Origin of the sequence: Acinetobacter sp. YH12208 (assembly GCF_013418055.1) — a bacterium.
Taxonomy (GTDB): domain Bacteria; phylum Pseudomonadota; class Gammaproteobacteria; order Pseudomonadales; family Moraxellaceae; genus Acinetobacter; species Acinetobacter pseudolwoffii.
The window spans coordinates 480,470-504,300 of sequence record NZ_VPCT01000001.1 but is presented as its reverse complement, the minus strand read 5'-3'; the positions used below and the strand labels follow the sequence as shown (position 1 = coordinate 504,300).

At 43.5% G+C, this 23,831-nt stretch carries 25 protein-coding genes and 1 other RNA gene; 9 read left to right on the top strand and 17 right to left on the bottom strand.

Features of this window, described 5'->3' with window-relative positions; translation table 11 throughout:
- Nucleotides 1-48: 48 nt before the first annotated feature.
- Nucleotides 49-558, bottom strand: a complete 510-nt coding sequence (gene rraA, locus FTU95_RS02375; RefSeq protein WP_005096725.1) for a ribonuclease E activity regulator RraA — start codon at nucleotides 556-558, stop codon at nucleotides 49-51.
- An 11-nt stretch (nucleotides 559-569) separates the two neighbouring features.
- Nucleotides 570-1,235, bottom strand: coding sequence for an NAD(P)H-binding protein (locus tag FTU95_RS02370; RefSeq protein WP_005171169.1), 666 nt, complete (start codon nucleotides 1,233-1,235; stop codon nucleotides 570-572).
- Between the two features lie 214 nt (nucleotides 1,236-1,449).
- Between FTU95_RS02370 and rpsT the strand changes: the two genes are divergently transcribed.
- Together rpsT and FTU95_RS02360 are read left to right on the top strand one after the other, a co-directional pair.
- A complete protein-coding gene (gene rpsT, locus FTU95_RS02365) occupies nucleotides 1,450-1,716 on the top strand; it encodes a 30S ribosomal protein S20 (RefSeq protein WP_005171172.1) in 267 nt (88 codons plus the stop codon).
- A gap of 202 nt (nucleotides 1,717-1,918) precedes the next feature.
- Entirely contained in the window at nucleotides 1,919-2,359 is a 441-nt protein-coding gene (locus FTU95_RS02360; RefSeq protein WP_180077417.1) for a hypothetical protein, read from the top strand.
- Between the two features lie 85 nt (nucleotides 2,360-2,444).
- On the opposite strand, the gene FTU95_RS02355 is transcribed toward FTU95_RS02360, so the two are convergent.
- A complete protein-coding gene (locus FTU95_RS02355) occupies nucleotides 2,445-3,179 on the bottom strand; it encodes a phosphoglycerate mutase family protein (RefSeq protein ID WP_034608526.1) in 735 nt (244 codons plus the stop codon).
- Between the two features lie 60 nt (nucleotides 3,180-3,239).
- The gene (locus FTU95_RS02350; RefSeq protein WP_100355033.1) at nucleotides 3,240-4,091 is read right to left on the bottom strand and encodes a 3'(2'),5'-bisphosphate nucleotidase CysQ; all 852 of its coding nucleotides are present in this window, start codon (nucleotides 4,089-4,091) and stop codon (nucleotides 3,240-3,242) included.
- 13 nt (nucleotides 4,092-4,104) lie between these two features.
- Here FTU95_RS02350 and FTU95_RS02345 point away from each other — a divergent pair, with 13 nt between their 5' ends.
- From FTU95_RS02345 to FTU95_RS02330, 4 genes are all read left to right on the top strand, one after another.
- A complete protein-coding gene (locus FTU95_RS02345) occupies nucleotides 4,105-4,791 on the top strand; it encodes an HAD-IA family hydrolase (protein ID WP_034608527.1) in 687 nt (228 codons plus the stop codon).
- Nucleotides 4,784-5,224, top strand: a complete 441-nt coding sequence (locus FTU95_RS02340; protein ID WP_005096718.1) for an RNA-binding S4 domain-containing protein — start codon at nucleotides 4,784-4,786, stop codon at nucleotides 5,222-5,224. The genes FTU95_RS02345 and FTU95_RS02340 overlap by 8 nt, the downstream gene beginning before the upstream one ends.
- Before the next feature lie 145 nt (nucleotides 5,225-5,369).
- Nucleotides 5,370-6,410: a recombinase RecA gene (gene recA, locus FTU95_RS02335; protein WP_100328697.1), complete on the top strand. Its 1,041-nt coding sequence runs from the start codon at nucleotides 5,370-5,372 to the stop codon at nucleotides 6,408-6,410.
- A gap of 90 nt (nucleotides 6,411-6,500) precedes the next feature.
- Nucleotides 6,501-7,112 carry a regulatory protein RecX gene (locus FTU95_RS02330; RefSeq protein ID WP_180077415.1) on the top strand — a complete coding sequence of 204 codons (612 nt, stop codon included), beginning with the start codon at nucleotides 6,501-6,503 and terminating at the stop codon, nucleotides 7,110-7,112.
- A 192-nt stretch (nucleotides 7,113-7,304) separates the two neighbouring features.
- Here FTU95_RS02330 and ffs read toward each other — a convergent pair.
- Nucleotides 7,305-7,401: signal recognition particle sRNA small type (ffs, locus tag FTU95_RS02325), an RNA gene on the bottom strand.
- Nucleotides 7,402-7,694: 293 nt separating this feature from the next.
- Between ffs and FTU95_RS02320 the strand changes: the two genes are divergently transcribed.
- Nucleotides 7,695-8,492 (top strand): YbgF trimerization domain-containing protein, encoded by a 798-nt coding sequence (locus FTU95_RS02320; RefSeq protein ID WP_074382857.1) that lies wholly within the window; start codon nucleotides 7,695-7,697, stop codon nucleotides 8,490-8,492.
- 72 nt (nucleotides 8,493-8,564) lie between these two features.
- Here FTU95_RS02320 and lpxA read toward each other — a convergent pair whose 3' ends face one another.
- The 12 genes from lpxA to rimO all read right to left on the bottom strand — a co-directional run bounded on the left by lpxA (nucleotide 8,565) and on the right by rimO (nucleotide 20,874).
- On the bottom strand, nucleotides 8,565-9,353 hold the full coding sequence (gene lpxA, locus FTU95_RS02315) for an acyl-ACP--UDP-N-acetylglucosamine O-acyltransferase (protein WP_074382858.1): 789 nt from the start codon (nucleotides 9,351-9,353) through the stop codon (nucleotides 8,565-8,567).
- A complete protein-coding gene (gene fabZ / locus FTU95_RS02310) occupies nucleotides 9,350-9,835 on the bottom strand; it encodes a 3-hydroxyacyl-ACP dehydratase FabZ (RefSeq protein WP_171063349.1) in 486 nt (161 codons plus the stop codon). The genes lpxA and fabZ overlap by 4 nt, the downstream gene beginning before the upstream one ends.
- Nucleotides 9,836-9,840: 5 nt before the next feature.
- The gene (gene lpxD, locus FTU95_RS02305; protein WP_005096712.1) at nucleotides 9,841-10,911 is read right to left on the bottom strand and encodes a UDP-3-O-(3-hydroxymyristoyl)glucosamine N-acyltransferase; all 1,071 of its coding nucleotides are present in this window, start codon (nucleotides 10,909-10,911) and stop codon (nucleotides 9,841-9,843) included.
- A gap of 3 nt (nucleotides 10,912-10,914) precedes the next feature.
- Nucleotides 10,915-11,412 carry an OmpH family outer membrane protein gene (locus FTU95_RS02300; RefSeq protein ID WP_180077412.1) on the bottom strand — a complete coding sequence of 166 codons (498 nt, stop codon included), beginning with the start codon at nucleotides 11,410-11,412 and terminating at the stop codon, nucleotides 10,915-10,917.
- 82 nt (nucleotides 11,413-11,494) lie between these two features.
- A complete protein-coding gene (gene bamA / locus FTU95_RS02295) occupies nucleotides 11,495-13,939 on the bottom strand; it encodes an outer membrane protein assembly factor BamA (RefSeq protein WP_180077410.1) in 2,445 nt (814 codons plus the stop codon).
- Nucleotides 13,940-13,978: 39 nt separating this feature from the next.
- The gene (gene rseP / locus FTU95_RS02290; protein ID WP_180077408.1) at nucleotides 13,979-15,334 is read right to left on the bottom strand and encodes an RIP metalloprotease RseP; all 1,356 of its coding nucleotides are present in this window, start codon (nucleotides 15,332-15,334) and stop codon (nucleotides 13,979-13,981) included.
- A gap of 3 nt (nucleotides 15,335-15,337) precedes the next feature.
- The gene (gene ispC, locus FTU95_RS02285; RefSeq protein WP_100534993.1) at nucleotides 15,338-16,534 is read right to left on the bottom strand and encodes a 1-deoxy-D-xylulose-5-phosphate reductoisomerase; all 1,197 of its coding nucleotides are present in this window, start codon (nucleotides 16,532-16,534) and stop codon (nucleotides 15,338-15,340) included.
- Nucleotides 16,535-17,359, bottom strand: coding sequence for a phosphatidate cytidylyltransferase (locus FTU95_RS02280; protein ID WP_005096707.1), 825 nt, complete (start codon nucleotides 17,357-17,359; stop codon nucleotides 16,535-16,537).
- A 3-nt stretch (nucleotides 17,360-17,362) separates the two neighbouring features.
- Complete coding sequence (gene uppS / locus FTU95_RS02275) at nucleotides 17,363-18,115, bottom strand: polyprenyl diphosphate synthase (protein ID WP_005096706.1); 753 nt, start codon at nucleotides 18,113-18,115, stop codon at nucleotides 17,363-17,365.
- Between the two features lie 7 nt (nucleotides 18,116-18,122).
- The gene (gene frr / locus FTU95_RS02270; protein WP_005096705.1) at nucleotides 18,123-18,677 is read right to left on the bottom strand and encodes a ribosome recycling factor; all 555 of its coding nucleotides are present in this window, start codon (nucleotides 18,675-18,677) and stop codon (nucleotides 18,123-18,125) included.
- Nucleotides 18,678-18,755: 78 nt separating this feature from the next.
- Nucleotides 18,756-19,484 carry a UMP kinase gene (pyrH, locus tag FTU95_RS02265; RefSeq protein WP_004279886.1) on the bottom strand — a complete coding sequence of 243 codons (729 nt, stop codon included), beginning with the start codon at nucleotides 19,482-19,484 and terminating at the stop codon, nucleotides 18,756-18,758.
- 46 nt (nucleotides 19,485-19,530) lie between these two features.
- Entirely contained in the window at nucleotides 19,531-20,874 is a 1,344-nt protein-coding gene (rimO, locus tag FTU95_RS02260) for a 30S ribosomal protein S12 methylthiotransferase RimO (RefSeq protein WP_005096703.1), read from the bottom strand.
- Nucleotides 20,875-21,215: 341 nt separating this feature from the next.
- On the opposite strand from rimO, the gene glnL reads away from it, so the two are divergent.
- Together glnL and glnG are read left to right on the top strand one after the other, a co-directional pair.
- Nucleotides 21,216-22,325, top strand: a complete 1,110-nt coding sequence (gene glnL, locus FTU95_RS02255; protein WP_005096702.1) for a nitrogen regulation protein NR(II) — start codon at nucleotides 21,216-21,218, stop codon at nucleotides 22,323-22,325.
- Nucleotides 22,312-23,793: a nitrogen regulation protein NR(I) gene (gene glnG / locus FTU95_RS02250; protein WP_180000891.1), complete on the top strand. Its 1,482-nt coding sequence runs from the start codon at nucleotides 22,312-22,314 to the stop codon at nucleotides 23,791-23,793. Before glnL ends, glnG begins: the two co-directional genes overlap by 14 nt.
- Nucleotides 23,794-23,831: the final 38 nt, after the last annotated feature.

Here is a 23,831-nt window from a genome sequence, read left to right as displayed (position 1 = left end):
ATGAGTTTTGTTGTTATTCTTGCATGCAGAAATGCAGATTCTAGCCGATTAAGCCACTAAGGCTGTTTTGGACACCACAATACCATTATTGTCTGCATAGACATAATCGCCAGCATTAAACGTTACACCACCAAAACAGAGAGAGATATCAACTTCACCCACACCCTTGCGATTACTCTTTTGCGGAATAGCCGCCAATGCATGCACACCAAGATCAAGTTCAGCAATCGCATCGACATCACGCACACAACCATAAATAATCACGCCATTCCAGTGATTTTTTACCGCTGATTCTGCAATCAGGTCACCCATCAAGGCACAGCGCATCGATGCACCGCCATCGACCACCAGTACCTTGCCTGTTCCATCTGTGGCCAGTAACTCTTTCACCCGGGAGTTATCTTCAAAACATTTCACCGTCACAATCTGACCGCCAAAAGTTTTCCGGGCCCCATAACTCTTAAAAAATTTACCGTCCAGACAAGGTGTCACCACTTGAAGCTCTAATTCCGGATGATCATCTAATAAGTCACAGGTGACAAATGCTGCTGTAGACACGGTGTTTCCCCTCATTTCATTTTTTGTATGCGTAAATTATCATAAATTTCAAATTTTACCGTCTGAGTCAGCGCGGCCTCGACCATAGTATGAGCTACCTGCTCGGCTGTCACTGGCTTATAAGCAAAACCATCCGGAATAAAACGCGATATTTTATGATAAACCTGCTGTGCGGCATCCTCCAAAAAACGCTGCTCGGGACGTTCGCCAATTAATAATGAAGGCCGAATCAGGCTGATTTTATCCAGACTCAAGGTCTGTACATATTCTTCTAGCTGGCCTTTAACCTGATTATAATAAAAATGAGACTGGGAGTTGGCGCCCATCGCACTCAACAGCAAGTAATGCGCTGAAGTCTGTTGCAGCAATTCGGCAAAATGGGCATTAATAGTATAATCAATATTATAAAAGGCCTGCTTGGATCCGGCTTGTTTCATGGTACTGCCCAAACAGCTAAAACCGTGACTGTGCTCGCTGACATCCTGATCATTCAGCATCAGAAAATCTTCAAGTACCAATTGCTGGACTTTATCCAAACTATCCAGATCATTTTGATATTTTCTGACCACTGCAGTAATATGCTGGCAAGTTGGCTCGTCTTGCAGACGTTTTAAGAGTTGTTTTCCCACCAAACCGGTGGCACCTATGACGATGGGATGAATCAGCGATTTAGTCATTTTTTATACGATCTCCTAGGTAGAATACTAATCTAACGTTTTCTTTAGAATTTTTCTGCATCTAAAATGTTGTCAAAGCATGTCAAGACTTGACTTCGGTGCTCAGTTTAATCAAAATATGGCACTTGTTTACGGGCTGGTGATAATTCCTCTGATGATGGTTTTCAGTTGAGTTTCAGCCCGCCCAGACCAATCTATTTCAAGGAGTGCACGAGTGGCAAACTCTGCTCAAGCTAAAAAACGTGCTCGTCAAAACGTTAAAGCACGCAAACACAACGCAAGCTTGCGTTCTATGGTTCGTACCTATCTTAAACGTACATTAGCTGCTATCGGCACTAATGACTATGCTGTTGCTACTGAAGCGTACAAAACGCTTGTTCCAGTAATCGACCGCATGGCTGACAAAGGCATCATCCATAAAAACAAAGCAGCTCGTCACAAGAGCCGCTTGAACGCACAAGTTAAAGCATTAGCTAACTAATTTGTTGCAATGAAAAAAGCCCTTTTTAGGGCTTTTTTTTATGTCTGCTAAAAAATGATTCTGTATTTTTCTCATTTTTATTTTCAATTTTTTACTCTGATACAATCCCATATAAAAATTATGGTATTCTCAATCATATTGCTTACATCACTATAATTTTAAGCTTGTCACTATTTTGCTGGCTGTGAAGGGAATAAAAACCATGATTACAAAATATTTACCATCTTTAGAGAAGTTTCTAGCAATCGAACAGCAATATATTGAATACTTTAAGACCCAAGGTGAAAAAGACATTTTAGGCCGGGTGATTTCCAATATGAAAGGCACTGCTGAACTTCAGGCATCTCAAGGCGTAGATGCCTGGTTAGGCTATGGTGTGTATTTGCCCGCAGTAGAATATATCTTTGCCCGATATAAGGTTGAAAATGAAGTAGATTTTTATATACGCACCCGCTATCCCCAACAAGTCGTTGCAGCTTACAGCCTTCCGGAACATGACATCGCAACACTGATCGCCGCCGACAAATATAGTCGCATTCATCAGCAACAGGTTCCAGTCAATAGTCCTCTTTGGCCGCTGAATGATACAGGTGACCTGCTTGATCTCAATGCCTATCCTCAGCGCTTAAAAGCCAACATTTAGAAAAAACAGACCTATATGTAAAAAGCCCAATCATATCTGCGATTGGGCTTTTTATATGATAAATGAATGACCTATTAAATTAAAATTACTGGGAACGCTTAAAATCAGCAATATCTAGCTCATGTACCTGACCACGCCAGATCCATTTCAGTTTTGATTCCAGAAAAACATCGCCCTCGAACCAGACAAACAGACCTTCCATCATTTTGGGCCAGTCTTCTCGGCTGATGTCCTGACGCCCGGACATTACGGCAATCATCGCTGCCAGAATCGTGTCATGACTGACTGCCAGACTCAGCCCATACTTATTTTGCGGATGGGTGTTATAAATCAGTTCCAGCACATCCACCACACCATGAATCGGCTGTTTCATCCCCGGCAAGGCATTATTCACAAAACTGTTCACAAAACCGAGAGCGCCCTGCTTGGCAAAATAAGGACCGGCTTTTTGAATATCCAGCACAAAACTGCCCGGCTCGACCAGCAATCCCTGTTCGATAATTTCAATACGATGGGTATTCTGTTCAGGGGTAACCGCATCTGCACCTTCAATCATGAGCGCAGCAGTATCAATACAGCGCTGGATCGGGCTCGAAATACAGTGATGAATTACACGATCTGTCTGATCAGCCAGATAAGCGCCCCATTCCTGTGCCAGATCCCGCCCCTGACCAGTCAATTGCAGGTCATAACCTGCCAGACCTTGACCCGGAACATCTTCACGAACCGAATGGCGTGTGAATAAGGTGACAGGCGTCTGTACATCAGGCAATAAATCAATTGCACTTAACATACTCGGTGGAAGCAGTTTCAGGGACACGTGACAGCCAACTGGATTGGTAATGAGTTAATCATCACTATACCATGCTCAGGATTTTGCTCAATGCTCGGCCTGCATGTCAGCCACCGCCTGTAATGCAATATTTTTCATATTATTATTTTTATAGGCAATAAATCCGCCATTGAGTAAGGTATCGCGATGATTATAAATAAATGGCCGCCCTTTTAAATCGACCAAACCACCACCAATCCGTTCGAGCATACATTGACCAGCACTGGTGTCCCATTCCGAAGTTGGGTGAAAACGTGGATAGATATCCACCTGATCTTCCAGCATCATACAAAACTTGTAGGCGCTGCCCGCTTTGAACTCTGTATATTCGGTAAGTTTGGCCAGATGCTGTAAATAGTCGACATATTTCGGTTTCTGCTGGCTACTTTGACTCAGACCAATCGCAATTCTTTGGTCTGTTGGCGCTGCTTCATAGCCAAACCACGTATCTCGCTGAAGGTCATATTTATAAGGTAGCCCCTGCTCTGCACAGAAATAAATCATTTGCTGCTCTGGTACTGCCAATATGGCAAAAGTCGTCAAACTTCCACGAACCAAACTCAAATTGATGGTGAATTCAGGCCGCTGATGCAAAAACTCCTTGGTGCCGTCTAGCGGATCTAATAACCAGAATTCTGGCCATGAACGACGCTCATGTTCTTTTCCTTCTTCTGACAATAAGGGCAAGTCTGAAATATCTGCCAAAGCCTGAGTTAGAAAAGTATTGACCCTCAAGTCTGCCTGAGTTACCGGAGAATTATCATTTTTTTGGATGACATCAAAAGCCGCACCAGAACAATAACGCTGATATTCTTCTCGCAAAATTTCACAGGCTTGTGTCAAAATGGGCACAAACTGCAAAATCATCGGATCTTGTGGTGCTGCTATTGCTTTAAACATAGAAAACCTAAATATGTCAAAATGCTCTGAAAAACCTACCATAATTTTCGATATGGATGGAACTTTACTTGATCTTGCCTACGATGATTTCATCTGGAATGAGTTGCTGCCTGTGCGTTATGCTGCCACACATGGCTGTAGCATGGAACACAGTCAGGCGACCCTCTCCGCATTCTATCAGGAACATAATCATACCCTAAACTGGTACTCCTCACGCTTCTGGACGGCTAAAGTCGAAGTTGATGTTCTGGCGATGCAGATTGAACATAAAGACAAAGTCGCCTTACGCCCGTATTGTCTCGAATTACTGGATTATCTTAAAACGAATGGCTACCCGATCTGGCTGGCCACCAATGCCGATTGTGCCGGACTGGCCTTTAAACTGGATCACTTAAATTTAAGCCATTATTTTGATGTGATTGTCAGTTCAGAAACGATTGGGCATGCCAAAGAATTTGTTGAATTCTGGCAAGGCTTGAATGCCATGCATCCCTTCGATCCGCAACATGCTTATTTTATTGATGATACCGAAAAAGTCCTGAATGGTGCCAAAGCCTACGGGATTGAAAACCTGTTCAGTATCCAGCACCCCTCCTCGGCCAAAGTCGCACGCGAGACTTGCAATTATCCGATGCTGCACCAATTAACAGATTTAATCACTTATTTAAATCAGGCTGAGGTAGAGAAAAAATATGCGTAAATCGTCTTTACCCGAAGATGCGGTAGGCATGCGTATAGACAAATGGCTTTGGGCAGCACGGTTTTTCAAGACCCGTTCCATTGCCAAACATGCAATTGAAGGTGGTAAAGTCCACCACAATGGTGAACGTGTCAAAGTATCACGCGAAGTCCGTGTTGGCATGGAACTAACGATTCAGCAAGGCATCGACAAGAAAACCGTCCTGGTGAAAGAACTTTCCGATGTTCGTGGGCCCGCACCTGTGGCACAAAAACTGTATGAAGAAACCGAAGTCAGTATTGCTCGACGGGAATTGATTACCTCACAAAGAAAGTTGCATAATCTAGCTCGTCCCGATCATCGTCCAAGCAAGAAAGATCGCCGGGATATCAGTAAATTTAAAAATGAAAATAGTCAGAGTTTTGATCAGTCATGGTCGTATAATGACGATTAAATTCAAGCGTCAGAATGTGTCGTACATGCGCTGACATTGATAGAACACTAGGGAAAATTCTGTCACTATACACCTGTGGAACGAAGCTCTAATTTAAGACATCCACTTGAGTATGAATTCAGTGACATCGTATTGAGGTTGTAAGATGGATGAGAATAAAAACAAGGCGCTCAATGCTGCCTTAAGCCAGATTGAAAAACAGTTTGGTAAAAACACAGTAATGCGTCTTGGTGACAATACCGTTCAGGCAGTTGAAGCAGTATCTACAGGTTCTTTAACTCTGGATATCGCACTCGGTATTGGTGGCCTACCGAAGGGCCGTATCGTCGAGATTTATGGTCCTGAATCATCAGGTAAAACCACGATGACCCTGCAAGCAATTGCAGAATGTCAAAAAGCCGGTGGTACATGTGCATTTATCGATGCCGAACATGCACTTGATCCGCAATATGCGCGTAAACTTGGCGTAGATATCGACAACCTGCTGGTATCGCAGCCCGATCACGGTGAACAGGCGCTTGAAATCGCGGATATGCTGGTACGCTCTGGTGCAATTGACATGATCGTGGTCGATTCTGTAGCTGCTCTAACGCCACGTGCGGAAATTGAAGGCGAAATGGGTGACTCGCATATGGGTCTGCAAGCCCGTTTGATGAGCCAGGCACTGCGTAAAATCACCGGTAATGCCAAGCGTTCCAACTGTATGGTGATCTTCATTAACCAGATTCGTATGAAGATTGGTGTCATGTTCGGTAGCCCGGAAACCACGACTGGCGGTAACGCATTGAAGTTCTATGCATCTGTACGTCTAGACATCCGTCGTATTGGTCAGGTGAAAGAAGGTGATGAGATCGTTGGTTCTGAAACCAAAGTCAAAGTCGTAAAAAACAAAATGGCACCTCCATTTAGAGAAGCCCTGTTCCAGATTCTGTACGGCAAAGGCGTGAACCATCTGGGTGAATTGATCGATCTGGCTGTACAGCAAGAAATCGTGCAGAAAGCCGGTGCGTGGTATTCTTATCAAGGCGACAAAATTGGCCAAGGCAAGAACAATACCATCCGTTATCTGGAAGAGCATAAAGAAATGGCGCAAACCATTGAAAAGCTGATTCGCGAGCAACTGCTGACCAAAGCCGTGATCACTGAAGAAGATAATAAAGAAGAAGCAGATCTTTTAGATACCTAATCTATTATCTGCCTAGTCTTTAAACATCACGACACAGCGCCCTACGGGGCGTTTTGTTATTATGGGTAGATGATAAAATGCGAGAGAAAGATGTCAGAGGCAAAATTCAGCAAACTGCTCGATTATGAAACTTTAAAACAGCAATTTGGCGATGCTGATGATCAAGCGACCCAGCAAAACACATCGAAACAAAAACCCACTTTCGATTCAGAAGAGCGCCTGTTTGATACCTCTGGTGATGAAAAGAAAAAACCGGGCTTAACTGGCTCGCGTTTGCGTTCTTATGCCTTTGCCGTACTGACCCGCAAGGAATATGCCAAAGCCGAACTGATCGAGAAGCTATGCCTATATGCAGAGGATCGCGATGAAGTACTAGAATTAGTTGAAGAATTATCACGAGAGAATTACCAGAGTGATCAGCGTGTCGCAGAAACCATGCTGTCGAGCCAAAAGCGTAAAGGCAAAGGCCCCAATCAGATTAAAATGAAATTAAAAAACAAGAAAGTTGATACGGCTTTAATCGCAGAAGAACTGAAAGAAACTGACTGGGTGCAGCAAGCCTATGCGCTGAAAGTCAAAAAATATGGGGCGGAAGTTACTAAAGATCCGAAGCTCAAGGCCAAACAGATCCGTTTTCTGATGTACCGTGGTTTTGAAATGGATACGATTATTAAGGCGATTAGCCGTAAAGTGGAAGATTAATTTGTATTCAGATTCATTAATAGACCCACTACAAAAGTGTTTGCATATTGATCTTAAAATGAGAAAATCAGTTCGCTAGCAGAACGAATTATCGGGATAATAAAATATTAAAAATTAGCTGATATTAGAAGTGAGCTTTGAGATTAATAGGCTGGGATAAAATGTTTTTATTATTTAAAAATATGGTGGCAACCCTACCAGCAAAGCTCCGGCACATCATAGTTCTATTACCGTTGCTACCTTCCGGTCCTGGCGGGGTTCATAGAGTACAATTGCGAAGTAACCAGCAGGGCTACCATTACAAAAACAGAGTATAGAGATTTTTAATCAAGTTGCAAGCTTTGTTCCTTAAAATAATCCATCAAGCTATCCGTTTGATTATTTTAAAAACAATATTAATATTTCTGCTGATTTTCAAGCGATCTTCACAATCAATCCATCAACACCCAGATTCGCATGATCTTTGTAAAACCTTGTTGCAATTTCTAAAAATGCCGTTTTTAATGTGTGCAATGTATATGAATGATCTTCTTTAAAAGATGAGCAGCGGATACGTATCTCACAAAGAATTATGGAAATTTTATGATGTTTAAAAAGACCGTATTGTGTGCAGTGACAGCACTCTTTACCACACCGCTATTTGCCAATATTCCAATTGAATCGCGTGGCTTGAGCCAGACTGCCAATCAAGCGTCAATGAATACCCAGTCTGCGAGTTCTGCCGGCGTATCGACACCTGTGCAAACCAATACCAGCTGGCAGATTATGCAAAAAAACCAGCAACTGGAAAGTGATCTGCGGATCTTGCGCGGCAAAATGGAAGAACAGGAAAATGAAATTGCCCAACTGAAAAGCGAACTGACCAATCGCTATGCCGATCTCGATCAGCGCCTGGAACTGTTACAGCAAAAAATTGAACCGGCTGAAGAAAACCCAACGGAGGACAACCCACAGGATAGTTCTCCCAGTTTAAATGCGAATGAGATCAATACAGCGAGCAGCGGACAACAGCCCACCGAGCTGGACAAAGCAGCCTATACAGTAGCCTTAGATGCCTATAAAAATGGCGGTGCAGCCAAAGCCATTGCACCCATGCAGAACTTTATTAAAAACAATCCGAATAGTGTGTATATCAGCAATGCCTATTTCTGGTTAGCAGAATTCAATCTGGCCATCGATCCGCCAAATTTTGAAGAAGCAAAACGCAATTACACCATTGTGGCAGACCGCTATCCAAAGTCGACCCGTGCTTCGCGTGCGCTTTATCAACTGCATAACATTAGCAAGGACGTCGAGCAAAAACCGGCCATTGCCACCCAGTACAAGAACAAATTACTCAGTAATTACCCGCAATCTGAAGAAGCTAAATTTTTTAAGTAATAATCTTCTAGATAACCCTTAATTCAGCAATAAAAAAGACACCTTAAAGGTGTCTTTTTTACTTGAAATATTTTAGCGCACAATGCCACGCTTGGATTGTTCAAGAGAATCAATCAAACGTTGTGCTTCGGCAACTTCCGGCAAGATATCTTTACGAATCTGCTCGATTGCTTCCTGCGTGGTTAAACCTGATTTATAAATCAGTTTAAAGGCAGTACGCAAACCGTCAATTATGGCCTTAGACCAGCCCTTACGACGCATTCCCTCAATATTCATAGCAAAAGCGTGCGCAGGATTACCTGACACCATCACATAGGCCGGCACATCTTTCAAAATCAGTGATGCTCCGCCAATCATGCTATAAGAGTCAATCTTGCAGAATTGATGAATCCCTGAGTTTCCACCAATGACCACATAATCCCCGACATGAACATGTCCAGCCACACCGACATTATTGGCAAAGATATTGTGATCACCGACCATGCAGTCATGGGCAATATGGGTGTTGACCATTAGAAGATTATGACTGCCAATCTTGGTTAAACCCTGATCCTGAACGGTACCACGATGCAAACTACAATGCTCACGGATCTTGTTGTGATCGCCAATCTCAAGCCAGGTTTCTTCACCGGCATACTTAAGATCCTGACAAACCTCGCCTACACTGGCGAACTGGAAAATTTCATTATATTCACCTATACGCGTATAGCCACCCACCACTACATGTGAATGAAGTTTGCTACCCGCACCAATAGTGACGTTTGGCCCAATAATACAGTATGGACCAATTTCTACATCAGCAGCGATGACTGCTGATGCGTCAATAATGGCAGTTGGATGAATAAGGGGATTATTGCTCATGCCTGCTCGACTTTTTGATGCGAAACCATAATTTCCGCGGTTGTTGCGACGACGCCATCTACAGTGGCAATACAATTATATTTGTAAATGCCGCGCTTTTGCATCACCAATTCAGCTTTTAATACCAATTGATCGCCTGCAACCACCTGTTTTTTAAACCTAACCTTCTCCGCACCGGCAAAAAGGAACAATGAACCCGCACTTGGTGTTTCATTGTTCATCACAAAACCCAGAATTCCCGAGATTTGTGCCAGTGCTTCAACAATCAGCACACCCGGCATAATTGGATAATTCGGAAAATGGCCTTGCAAAAACTCTTCATTAATTGAGACGTTTTTATAACCAACAATGCCATTTTCGGTAATCTCGACCACGCGATCAACCAATAAAAATGGATAACGATGGGGCAAATATTCACGAATCTTTTGAATATTCATTGGCAATTCAGGTTTCGTGAATGTAGGCAAATTCGACTCTGTCATCATAATTATTTACGCAACTTAAATGTTGATTCAATGGACTCAATTTGAGATTGCATATGATCTAGTCGTTTCATCACCTGGGTCAATGGCACATCTGCTAATTGTTTAAAACGCACAGCAGCACGTTTCCAGTGCAAACTTTCCAACATAGGTGTACCAGAAGAATAACTGCCCGCCTCAGAAATATTTTTTGTCACCATTGACATGCCAGTAATTGTGACATTATCTGCGATATTAATGTGCCCTACTACCCCCACCGCACCTGCAAATACACAGTTTTTGCCAATTGTAGTGCTTCCGGCGATTCCGCATTTTGCTGCGAGTGCGGTATTGGCACCAATCTTGACGTTATGCGCGATTTGCACAAGATTATCAATAATCACACCCTGTTGCAAAATCGTATCATCCAATGCACCGCGGTCTATACTACAGTTTGACCCGATACGCACATCATCAGCAATACGCACAGAACCAAGCTGGGCAATACGATGCCATTTACCTTGATAAGGTGCAAAACCAAAACCTTCGCTGCCAATCACGGTATTGGCATGAATACGAACGCGATTGCCAATTTTGGCGCCACCCGTCAGCGTCACATGCGCATCAATAAAACAGTCCTGACCGATTTCCACATCATTATCGACATGTACATGAGGCTGAATAACGGTATTGGCGCCCACAACACAATGCTCGCCAATCACCACATAGTGTCCAATATACGCATCATCGGCGATGATCGCTGAAGGATGAATTTGAGCAGTACTTTCGATACCACGCTGGGTATTTTTTTTCTCAAATACATGGGTCAGGATCGCAAAAGCCAGATAAGGATTTGCAACAACAATAAAGTTTTGATGTGACGTTATTTGTTGTTTCAGTTCAGCCGTGACAATTAAAGCAGCTGCCTGACTTTGATTGGCTTGCTCTACATATTTGTCTGCATTGACGAATGCCAAATCTTGCGATGTCGCATGCTCAAGACTGGCCAAAGCGCTCAAACGCAAATCTGCCTGACCTACGCACTCGCCTTGAACCAGGCGAGCAAGGTCAGCTAACTGAAGCTGTTGATGATTCATTGATTACTTAATTGCATTAACCTTTTGAATCATTTTATCAGTTAAATCATATTTAGCGTCATAAGCAAGTGCTGAATTTTTATTTAAAACCACATCCAGGTTATTTTCTTTACGTAATTGTTCAGCAATTTGCTTTACACGTGCATCAAATACCGTCCGAATTTGCTGAATCGAACTCTGAACATTACTCTGCACAGATTGTTGCAACTGATTCAATTCCTGAAATTTAGCCTGATATTGCGTAGACATCTTCTGCTTTTCAGCATCGCCCAGTTTGGTATTAGACTGAGCACGCTGCTGCAAAGCTTCCAGTTCTTTACTGAGTTGTTCAATCTTGCTGGTTTGTGGCTGAATTTTTTGTTGAAATGCCGTGTTTTGCTGTTTCAGATAAGTACTGCCTTCGACTACACGCTCCAAGTCAATCACACCAATACCAGCTGCTTGAGTCAAAGGTGCAACACTTGCCAAAGCCAGGCTCATCGCCATGATCATTTTTTTCATATTCTTACTCATTCAAAAAAATTTGCTCATAAAGCCTCGCAACCTCATGAGCAAAATCTATATTCAGGATTAGCTAATAATCTTAGAAAGTACGGCCAATTTCGAACTGGATATTTTTAATTTCATCACCATCTTTCTTATTCAACGGATAAGCATAGCTCAGTGACAATGGGCCAATCATGGTAATCCAGGTGAAACCCGCACCGACGCTATAGCGCATATTGCCTGCATCGAAACCGAAGTTATCTTTACAATATTGACGTAAGTCACCAGATTGTGAAACATCGCAGTTTGTATCGAAAACTTGTGCACCTTCGGCAAAAATCACTGGACGTACCTGACGTGCCCAATCGCCTTTAAATGGCACTGGCAGTACCAGTTCAGTACCAAACTGAACCAATGCATTACCACCAACCTCCTCTAGATCAAAGTCACTAATGCCTGCATTTTCTGCATAGACACTGTCATATTTTGGACCTAAAGTACTGTTTTCATAACCACGCACTGAACCAAAACCGCCAGCATAGAAGTTTTTATAGAATGGTAAGTCATTACCATAGCCCAACTTCCCATAACCGCGCAGCACAAAATCTTTGCCTAGCGGGAAGAAAGCCTGAGCATCATAAGTCACTTTTTGATATTCAACATCACTACCTGGCAAGGCTATTTCAGCATTGACACGATGTGACATTCCTGTCGTCGGAAACATTGGACGGTTTAAAGTATTGTAAGACCAGCCTAAGTTTAAGTTATATGTTAAAAATTCACCTTGAAAGCGGTCTGATTTTAAATCAGTTTTACAAGGATCAGCATTGTCGATACAGTAAGGACTTTGGCCTATTGACTTACCGTCATTTGCTAATAGGTAATCACGAACATAGGTGGAAACACCATTACCAGTCGTTACTTCAGTATTGTCGACATTTAGGCCTAAGCTAACACTCTGGTTTTCATCAATTGGATAACCGAAGTTGATTCCACCACCTAAACTATCTGTGACATAGTTGTTGACGTTATAGTTATCATCGAGCTTGGTTTTACGGTAGTACATGTTATAGCCGCGACGTACACCATCAATGGTAAAGTACGGGTCCATCACACTCAGATTATAATAATCTTGGGTTTCAGAACGCGACAAGTCGATCGATACACTATTACCAGTGCCCAGGAAGTTGGTCTGACTTAAACCTGCCTGGAACGTCACACCGCCACTTTGCGAGAAACCCACTGCCAAGGTACTGGTACCTGAATGCTGTTCTTCTACTGCGACATTTAGATCGACCTGATCCGGTGAACCCGGAATACGTGCAGGCTTGATATCGACTGTTTTAAAGAACCCGGTACGTTCCAGACGGACTTTAGACAAGTCAATTTTTTCATTACTGGCTAAAGCACCTTCCATCTGGCGCATTTCACGACGCAATACTTCATCTGCAGTTTTGGTATTACCGGTAAAATTAATACGTCGTACTGTAACTTGCTGACCCGGATTGATATAGTAATTTAAATCAACCTGTTTGGTTTCATTATTAATTTGAGGAACAATATTCACTTCTGCATAATAATAACCAGCATTACCATATTTACGCTGTAATAGCTGCTTAACCACATTTACTTTTTCTTGCGAATAAGTTTCACCTTCTTTAAACAGCTGTAAGGCTTGCAATTCTTCAGTTTGATAAAGTGCATCACCTAAATATTTGGTTTGACCAAATTTAAATTGTTCGCCTTCATCTACAGACACTTCAATAAAGACATTCTTTTTATCTTCACTCAAGTTCAAACTGGAATTGGTAATATTAAAGTTAATATAACCCTGGTTCAGATACATAGCACGCAATGCTTCAAGGCTTGCAGCCATTTTTTCACGTGCATAACGGTCATTACGTGAAATCACCGAGTTCCAGCTACTTTCTTTAACAGCAAATACCTGTTTAATATCTGATTCTTTGAAAACAGTATTGCCAATGATATTGATATCAAAAACTTTTGCGGCTTTACCTTCAATAAAATCAATCTGCAATTCAACCCGGTTATTCGGTCTTGCTGTCGTCGTGACTGTAACATCTGCATCATAGCGACCTTGCTGCATGTATTGCTGCTCAAGCTCGGTTTCGACTGTCTGTAAAGCAGATTTTTTCAGCACTTCACCTTCAGCCAGACCCATTTTTTTCAGGCCATCTTCAAGTGCTTCCTTTGGAATCAGCTTATTGCCTTTCAGTTCGATTTTCGAAATGACTGGGCGCTCTACCACCTGAAAAACTAGAGTATTGCCTTGCTGAACAGCTTTGATGTCATCAAATAAGCCTGATGCATATAAACTGCGAATTGCATTGGCAATGACCGGATCATTGACCCGATCACCACTGTTAATTGGCACGAGGCCATATACATTCTCAGGAGTTAAACGCACTAATCCATCAAATTTTATATCTTGTACAATGAATTCATCTGCTGCATATACTTGTTGTGCTACTGCCATTGCACTAACGAGTGCCAGAGGCATAAATAAATGTGTGTGCTGCATGCCAGTCTTTTCCGCTGTTAATTTATTCCATCTACGTTGTTATAAACGCATAAAATCATTAAATAATGCCAGAAGCATCATACTGCCGAGCAGTACCATACCAATTTTTAGTCCAACCAATTGTATTTGTTCGGAAACAGGTTTACCACGAATTAATTCAACAAAATAGTAAACCAGATGTCCGCCATCAAGCATTGGAATCGGCAGTAGATTTAATATTCCTAAACTTACACTCATTAGCGCCATAAAGGAAATAAAAGTTTCCCAACCCATTTCTGCGCTTTGTCCTGCGACTTTGGCAATGGTGATCGGTCCAGATAAGTTATCCAGTCCAATCATGCCACGTACCATTTTGACAATCGAGTTCAGAATCATCGAAGATAAGTGCACCGTTTTATCAAATGCCATCACCAGTGCTTCAGCTGGATTGTAGTGAATGGTCTGCTTATATTCTGCGGGAATCGAGATTTTACCCGGATCACTTTGTACACCGAGCATACCCGTGACATTGCCCATATTGTCACGCTTGCCCTGTGGCATCACTTCAAGTTGCACCACCTGGTTTTCGCGCAATACATCCATCTTCAGTAATTTTTCTGGTGATGCCTGTACAATTTGTACCACATCAAACCAGTCTTTCATCTGGACACCATCAATGGCCAGAATTTTGTCACCTTGCTTCAGGCCTTGGCGAATTGCTGCACCATCTTCAGTCAGCTTGCTAATCACAGCCGGAATTTCCGGTCGATAAGGCAAGAAGCCCAGACTGTCTAACGGAGATTGACTCTGGTCTTTTAAATAGTCCCGAATCGGTAACTGGAACAGCTTGTTTTCCCCGGCACGTTCTGCCTGAATAGACACTACACCGGTTTCACCCACACGATCCACCAGCGCATAACTCAGTTTTTCCCAGGTTTCGACTGGAGTCCCGTCCACAGCAACAATTTTGTCACCCGGCTGCATTTGTACTTTTGCAGCCGGCGTATCTGGTAAAACTTTACCAACGCGGGTATTCAGCTGCTCTTGTGCCGGTAAAAACAGCACCCAGAATAACAGCACCGCAAGAATGAGGTTGATCAATGGTCCCGCTGCCACAATGGCAATCCGTTTCCAGGGATGCTGACGGTTAAATGCTTTGGGCAAGTCTTCTTCAGCAACATTGCCTTCACGTTCATCCAGCATTTTCACATAACCGCCTAAAGGTAAGGCGGATAGCTGATATTGAATGCCGGATTTTTTTGAGGTCCACTTTAACAGCGTTGGTCCAAAACCAATCGAATACACCAACACTTTAACGCCCAGTTTACGCGCCACAATATAGTGACCAAACTCATGAATCGCAATTAAGGGACCGAGTAACAGGATTGCGGCTGCAATAATAAACAAGGCGTTCATGTCTTAACTTCCTTTATTCACAACATACTGCTGTGATAAACCTCGTGCCATTTGATCTGCCTGCAAGATAGCCTCCAGATCATTTGCCGGCTGATTGTCCATCTGATTCAGGACATGTTCAACCACTTGAGGAATTTGGGTAAACCTAATTTGCTGATGTAAAAATGCGTCAACTGCAATTTCATTGGCCGCATTTAAAATCGTGGGTGCAATTCCGCCGCTCTGCATCGCCTGACGCGCCAACTTTAATGCAGGAAAACGAATCACATCCGGTTCCTGAAAGTTAAGCTGCGAGTGCATAAACAGATCTAAGGGTGGTACATGCGTACTGATTCGCTCAGGCCATGCCAATGCATGTGCAATAGGTGTGCCCATATCCGGATTACCCATTTGTGCCAAAGTTGAACCATCAACGTATTGAACCATGGAGTGAATAATACTCTGTGGATGCACCACGACTGTAACAAATTGTTCTTGAACTGCAAACAAATGACAGGCTTCGATCAATTCCAGACCTTTATTCATTAAAGTCGCTGAATCGACCGAAATTTTTTGGCCCATTGACCAGTTGGGATGCTTGCAGGCCTGTGCAGGCGTCACATCTTCAAGCTGTTGTAGACTATGATTGAGAAACGGCCCACCAGATGCAGTTAACAAAATTTGCGAGACACCCAGCTTGGGCTTGCCATGACGCTCTGCCTCAAAATAGTGCTGTGGTAAACACTGGAAAATCGCATTGTGTTCGGAATCCACCGGAAGCAATAATGCACCATGATCGCGTGCAGCCTGCATCATGACGTCACCGGACATCACCAAAGCTTCTTTATTGGCCAACAGTACGCGCTTGCCTGCTTTTACTGCAGCCAGTGTCGGCAACAATCCGGCAGCACCGACAATGGCAGCCATGACAATATCGACATCCGCATGTTCAGCCACAGCAATTAAACCGGCTTCATCTTGCAGAATTTCAATATCAGCCAGACCATGTTGCTGAAGGAGTTTTGAAAACTCCTCCACTTTTGCCGCAGGCACCACCGCCACTTTAGGGCGATATTGCTGGCAAATCTTGACCAGCTCATCAATACGACTTTGCGCGGTTACAGCAAAAACCGAGTACGCTTCAGGATGTCGCTGCAAGATTTTTAAAGTACTTTGACCAATAGAACCTGTAGCACCCAGTATACAAACCGCTTGTGACATTTATAAATCTACACCAATAAGTTTTAGAACAGCAATACCTGCCGCAAAGATTGGAGCTGCAGCAAGCAAAGAATCAATACGATCCAGCACCCCACCATGACCCGGTAAAATACGGCCCGAGTCTTTAATACCGGCACGTCGTTTGATCATGGATTCAAACAGATCTCCCAGTACTGAACTGAAGACCGTGATCACCGATAAGATCAGGAATAAAATAAGTTCTGGCCAGGTCATCTCCAGATAAAGCAAAGCAACTGCAATCACAATCAGCATTGAGGTGACCACACCACCATACAGCCCTTCTACAGATTTGTTTGGGCTGACATTTGGTGCAAGTTTTTTCCTACCGAATTTACGGCCGACAAAATATGCACCGCTGTCTGCGCCCCATACCAGTAAAAACAGGTACATCAACCACCACGGTGAACTTTGCCAAACCGAGAAAATTGCGGTGACAGCAGCAGAAATCAGCACTACACCAATGCCATTTAGGCTTGCGTTGTACCAGCCGTCATACTCAGGATAAGACTTGACCCAGTAAATACTGAGTAACCAGGTAATAATAGAAGCCACCCATAACAACAAAGCGACTTCAGCAAAATACAATGCCAATGCTGATAGAGCCGCGGTCAGCAACCCATATCCCCATGCAACGGGCTTGATGACCTGCTTAAATTTTCGCGGCATGAGTTTAAACCACTCATAACCGGCAACCCCGGCAGCAAGAACCATCAATACAAACATTGGATAATGTGATTCAGTAGCAAACATACAGCTCAGTACAACTGCTACCAACACCAATGCGGTTATAATCCGCTCAAACATGTATTAATTCTCAAGTTTTTCCTGATGAACCTGTTCTGATGTTTTACCGAAACGACGTTCACGCCCACCAAATACGGCAAGTGCATCATCAAGTTCTTCAACGGTAAATTCTGGCCACAGCGTCTCAGTGAAATAAAGCTCTGCATAGGCTGCCTGCCATAACAGAAAATTCGACAGACGGAAATCTCCGCCAGTACGAATCAGCAGATCAACTGCTGGTAAGTCACCGAGGCTGACATATTGACCAAATACATCAGTATCAATTGCATCAAGATCTAATTTATTTGTTAAAACATCACTGGCAATTTGCTTTGCAGCTTGTGCCATATCCCACATACCGCCATAACTGATTGCAATAGTGAGTGTCATACTATTGAAATTAGCAGTCCTTTGTTCGGCTTGCAACATAAGTCCCTGCAATTCAGCGGACAAACGGCTGCGATCACCGATAAAACGTAAGGCAATATTGAATTTTTCCATGCGGGGGAGTTGCTCATGAATCGTGTCAAGCAGGAGTTTCATGAGCAATTCGACTTCAAACTGTGGACGATTCCAGTTTTCACTGGAAAAGGCAAAAACAGTTAAAGCCTGGATATTTCTTTTTCTACAGTGTTCTACAATCGGATCTAGAACCGTTTTTCCTTCACGGTGTCCATCACCTTTCTGCATCTGATTTTTTTTGGCGAAACGATTGTTGCCATCCATAATGATGGCAACATGTTTCGGAAGACAGGGGTTTTCTTCAGCAGCGGTCATCGATGAATTAGACCTTCATCAATTCAGCTTCTTTCGCAGCCAAGCGTTTGTCAACTTCAGCAACAAATTTGTCGGTAATTTTCTGGATTTCATCAGCAGCACGACGTTCTTCATCTTCAGAAATTTCTTTTTCTTTCAATAAAGCTTTGATATCACCCAATACATCACGGCGAATGTTACGAATTGCCACTTTTGCATTTTCTGCTTCAGTACGGGCAACTTTCTGCATGTCACGACGTGTTTCTTCAGTGAGTGCTGCCATAGGTACACGGATCGCATCTGCTGAAATCGGGTTAAGACCCAAGTCAGATTCACGAATCGCTTTATCAATTGCAGCCACCATTGAACGTTCAAACGGTTGAACCAACAGGGTACGTGAATCTTCAACACCAACGTTTGCCACCTGGTTCAATGGAACGTCTGAACCATAGTAAGAAACCATCACATTATTTAAAATAGATGGATGCGCGCGACCGGTACGAACTTTTGCAAAACCATGCTCTAGAGATTCTAGAGTTTTGTTCATACGGTCTTCGCTGTCTTTTTTAAGATCGTTAATCATATGATCTTCCTTACTTAATTCTAAAAAAGTTAATTGCTAAATTAGCGCGTAGTATAAAGTGCTTTGGTGCTCACGTCATTAATTGGTAACGTGAGTCCCTTCTTTTTCGCCCATCACCACTGAAAGTAATGCGCCAGATTTATTCATATCGAATACTTGTAGTGGCACATTGTGGTCACGACATAAACAGATCGCAGTTAAGTCCATGACACCCAGTTTTTCATCCAGCACCTGATCAAAGGTTAAAGTGTCATATTTAACCGCATCGTCATATTTGCTTGGATCTTTGTTATATACGCCATCGACTTTAGTGGCTTTCAAAATCAAATCTGATTCGATTTCAATACCACGCAAACATGCTGCGGTATCTGTGGTAAAGAATGGATTACCTGTACCTGCCACGAATACACACACTTCACCCTGAGTCAGGTGACGGATCGCATCACGGCTCGAGTAAGACTCAACCACTGCACCAATTGGCAGTGCAGACATCAAACGGGTTTTAATATTACGGCGCACCAAAGCGTCGCGTAGTGCCAGACCGTTCATCACGGTTGCCAGCATACCCATCTGGTCGCCAGTGACCCGGCCAACCAGACCGTCTTTTTGCAGCTGGCTACCGCGGTACAGGTTACCACCACCAACCACGATACCTACTTGTACGCCTAAACCCACAAGGTGCGCAATAGAAAGCGACATCTGGTCGAGCACTTGTGCATCGATTCCCATGTCTTTATTGCCTGCCAGTGCTTCACCAGAAAGCTTTAACAGGATGCGACCAAAGCGTGGCTTTTTAGAATCCAACATCATCAAACTCCAAAGTATTCAATTTAAATTTTTTTAATTCAAAATTTTAAGCAGATTTGACTGAAATGAGTTTTGCATACAGATCGTACTCGTCTGCATCGGTAATCTCGACTTCAAGCAAATCCCCTGCCTTAATGACGCTTTTATCGATATCTTCAACAAAAACATTGCCATCAATTTCAGGTGCATCTGCATAAGAACGCGCAACTGCCACCGGGAATTCTTCTTCCAGATCATCTACCAGCACGGTCATGGTCTGACCAATACGTTTTTGGAGTTTGGCTGCCGAGATTTCTTGCTGAACCTGCATGAAACGCTCATAACGCTCTTGTTTAATTTCTTCAGGAACGTGGTCTGGCAAATCGTTTGCTGTCGCACCTTCAACTGGTGAATAGGTAAAGCAACCTACACGATCCAATTGAGCTTGTTTCAGCCAATCGAGCAGCATCTGGAAGTCTTCTTCGGTTTCACCCGGGAAGCCCACCACAAATGTTGAACGGATAACCAGATCAGGACATTTTTCACGCCAGATATTCAATCGCTCCAGTGTGTTTTCACTGTGCGCAGGACGTTTCATCAGCTTGAGAATTTTTGGACTCGCATGCTGAAATGGAATATCCAGATAAGGCAGGATTTTGCCTTGAGCCATCAGGTCAATCACGGCATCGACATGCGGATATGGATAAACATAGTGCAAACGCACCCAGATTCCCAACTGACCGAGTGCTTCACACATGTCATAGAATTTGGTTTTCACCGGCTGGCCGTTCCAGAAATCCAGCTTGTATTTGGTGTCCAGACCGTAAGCAGAAGTATCCTGGGAGATAACGAGTACTTCTTTAACACCGGCACGTTTCAGCGCTGCGGCTTCTTCAAGCACAGAACCAACTGGACGGGAGACCAAATCACCACGCATGCTTGGAATAATACAGAAAGTACAACGATGGTTGCAGCCTTCCGATATTTTCAAATAGGCATAATGTTTAGGTGTTAGGCGGATACCTTGCTCTGGAACTAAATCAATAAATGGATTGTGTTTTGGCGGTTCAGGCACGTATTGATGAACCGCATCCATAACATCTTTATATGCCGCTGCACCTGTCACTTTCAGGACATTCGGATGCATCTGGCGAATCTTGTCTTCGTCTTTACCTAGACAGCCTGTTACGATGACGCGACCATTCGCGCTCATCGCCTCACCAATCGCGTCTAGCGATTCTTGCACTGCGGATTCAATGAAACCACAGGTATTTACTACAACTAAATCAGCACCGTCATAATCCGAAGCGACGTCATAACCTTCAGTCTTTAACTGGGTTAAAATACGTTCAGAATCTACCAATGCCTTAGGACAACCTAAAGATACAAAACCGACTTTGGGGGACTTCATGAATTTTCGCTCTACTAGAATGCGCGTATTGTATGTCTTTTCGCATCATAAAAATAGTTGAAAACCTGACTCTTTGCATCATGCACTAAAATAACGCCATAAAATATACAACATATTTGCGCGCGCACCAAAATAGAACATTTTAGATTTACAGCCTCAATTTAATCCGCTATACCTAAGATGAATTGTGTCGCTGTGGCACATTTCTGCATTTCATCGCAATAAATAAGCTTTAGTCATAAAAGTTGGCGTGCATCTTGCATCAAATCAGAACTTAAAATTGATTAAATTGCTTTATGAAGATGCCATTGCGCCATTTTAATACAGGAAAAAAACCGCGAATGGATCAGCTTATTCCGATCGACTATCGTGTTTTAGTGGACAATATGACCACGTGTATCTTATTGGTAGACCGCGATCTTAATATTTATTATCTCAACTCTGCCTGCGAAGCCTTATTTGATGTGAGCTTATTTCGCGCCAGTGGAAGTCCGGCACTGGGTCTTCTGCAACATCCGACCGATGAGTTTAATACTGAAGAAGCGCTGAACAACACTTTAACTACAGGCCAACCTTATACGCGCCGTGAAGCCACACTGATTGTCAACTTTAAGGACATTCATGTCGATTACACGGTTTCTCAACTAAATCTGGGTAAGCCCTATCACCCACTGTTGTTAATCGAGCTCAATCCTCGTGACCGTATGCTTAAAATTTCGCGTGAAGAAAACCTGATTCAGCAACATCAAGTGGCTCGCCAGCTGATTCGCGGTGTCGCGCACGAAATCAAGAACCCACTCGGCGGAATTCGGGGGGCAACACAACTTCTGGCTCGCAGTCTGAATGATCCACAATACAAAGAATTTACCGATATTATTATTAGTGAAGTCGATCGACTCCGAAATCTGGCCGACACCATGCTCGGTTCACGCCAACTGCCAAGCTATGAGCTGGTAAATGTACATGAGCCACTTGAGCGGGTGCGCTCACTCATCGCCAATCAAAGCAAAAAGAAAATCAAGATTATTCGGGATTATGACCTGTCCTTACCTGAAGTGCTGGCAGACCGTGATCAACTGATTCAGGTGATCTTGAATATTTGCGCCAATGCAGTACAGGCCATGACCGAGAACAAAGAGTTTTTTGTCGATCACCAGCCTGAACTGGTTTTAAGAACCCGGATTCAGCGCCTATTTACCATTAACGGGGCAATTCATCGCTCTGTGGTACGCATTGATATTGAAGACAATGGCCCTGGGGTCCCCGAAGACATTATCGAATCTGTGTTTTATCCACTGGTCACCAGTCGCGCCAAAGGTACCGGACTGGGTCTCAGTATTGCTCAAAATATTATTCATCAGCATAACGGCATGATTGAATGTCAGTCCGTGGCTGGAAAAACCGTGTTTAGCTTATATTTACCTTGGGAGTCGAATCATGTCGCGAAATAAAATATGGGTGATTGATGACGATCGTGCCATGCGCTGGGTACTGGAAAAAACCTTTAAAGAAGAAGGCTTGGACGTGACCAGCTTTGAAGAAGCACAATCTGCACTAGATCAACTCAGTATTGATGCACCAGATGTGATTCTGACCGATATCCGTATGCCGGGGATTGATGGACTCACCTTCTTGGGTAAGGTCAAACACAATTATCCTGACCTGCCTGTGATTATTATGACGGCGCATTCAGACCTAGAGTCTGCTGTATCAAGTTATCAAACTGGTGCTTTTGAATATCTGCCAAAGCCTTTTGATATTGATGAAGCGCTGGCACTGGTCAATCGTGCGATTTTGCATATTACCAAGCTGCAACAACAAGAATCAGCAAAAGTTGCCCCGCCGATTCAATCGACTGAAATTATCGGTGAATCTCCCGCCATGCAGGAAGTGTTTCGCGCCATCGGCCGTTTAGCGCAATCGCATATTACTGTACTCATTAATGGTGAGTCCGGTACAGGGAAAGAATTGGTGGCACATGCCTTGCACCGCCATTCACCGCGTAGTGCAAAGCCCTTTATTGCCCTCAATATGGCAGCTATTCCAAAAGACCTGATCGAAACCGAACTTTTTGGTCACGAAAAAGGTGCATTTACCGGTGCCAATACCCAGCGTCAAGGTCGTTTTGAACAGGCCAACGGCGGCACGCTGTTTCTGGATGAAATTGGCGACATGCCTTTTGAAACCCAAACCCGTTTATTGCGTGTTTTGGCCGATGGCGAGTTCTACCGTGTTGGCGGTCATATTCCAGTTAAGGTCGATGTGCGTATCGTGGCAGCGACACATCAGGATCTGGAAAAACTGGTACATGACGGCCGTTTCCGTGAAGACTTGTATCACCGCCTGAATGTGATTCGGATTCACATTCCAAAACTGGCACATCGTAGTGAAGACATTCCGATGCTGGCGCAGCACTTCCTGGCACGTGCTGGTAAAGAACTCGGCGTTAATCCCAAAATTTTGCGTCCTGAAACCCAGGAATATATGCAAAAACTGCCGTGGCAAGGTAATGTGCGTCAACTTGAAAATACCTGTCGCTGGCTGACCGTGATGATCACAGGTCGTGAAGTCTATCCAGAAGACCTACCACCTGAGCTGAAACAAATCCCAATTCAAGATTTAGATTTAGGCTCACCAATTCCAAACTTAAACCAAGTGGGTCCACAGCACTGGGATGAATTGCTGGGTCAATGGGCCATGCAAAAACTCAAAAATGGCGAGATGAAACTTCTGGATGTTGCGACGCCGATGTTTGAACGCACCCTGATTAATGCTGCGCTACAACAAACCCGTGGTCGCAAACGTCATGCAGCTGAACTTTTGGGCTGGGGCCGTAACACGCTGACCCGCAAGCTCAAAGAACTCGGTATGGATACGGCCGATGATGAGGTAGAAGAAGAAATCGAAAGTCCAAGCTAATCTATAAAAGCACCTTCGGGTGCTTTTTTATACTGAGA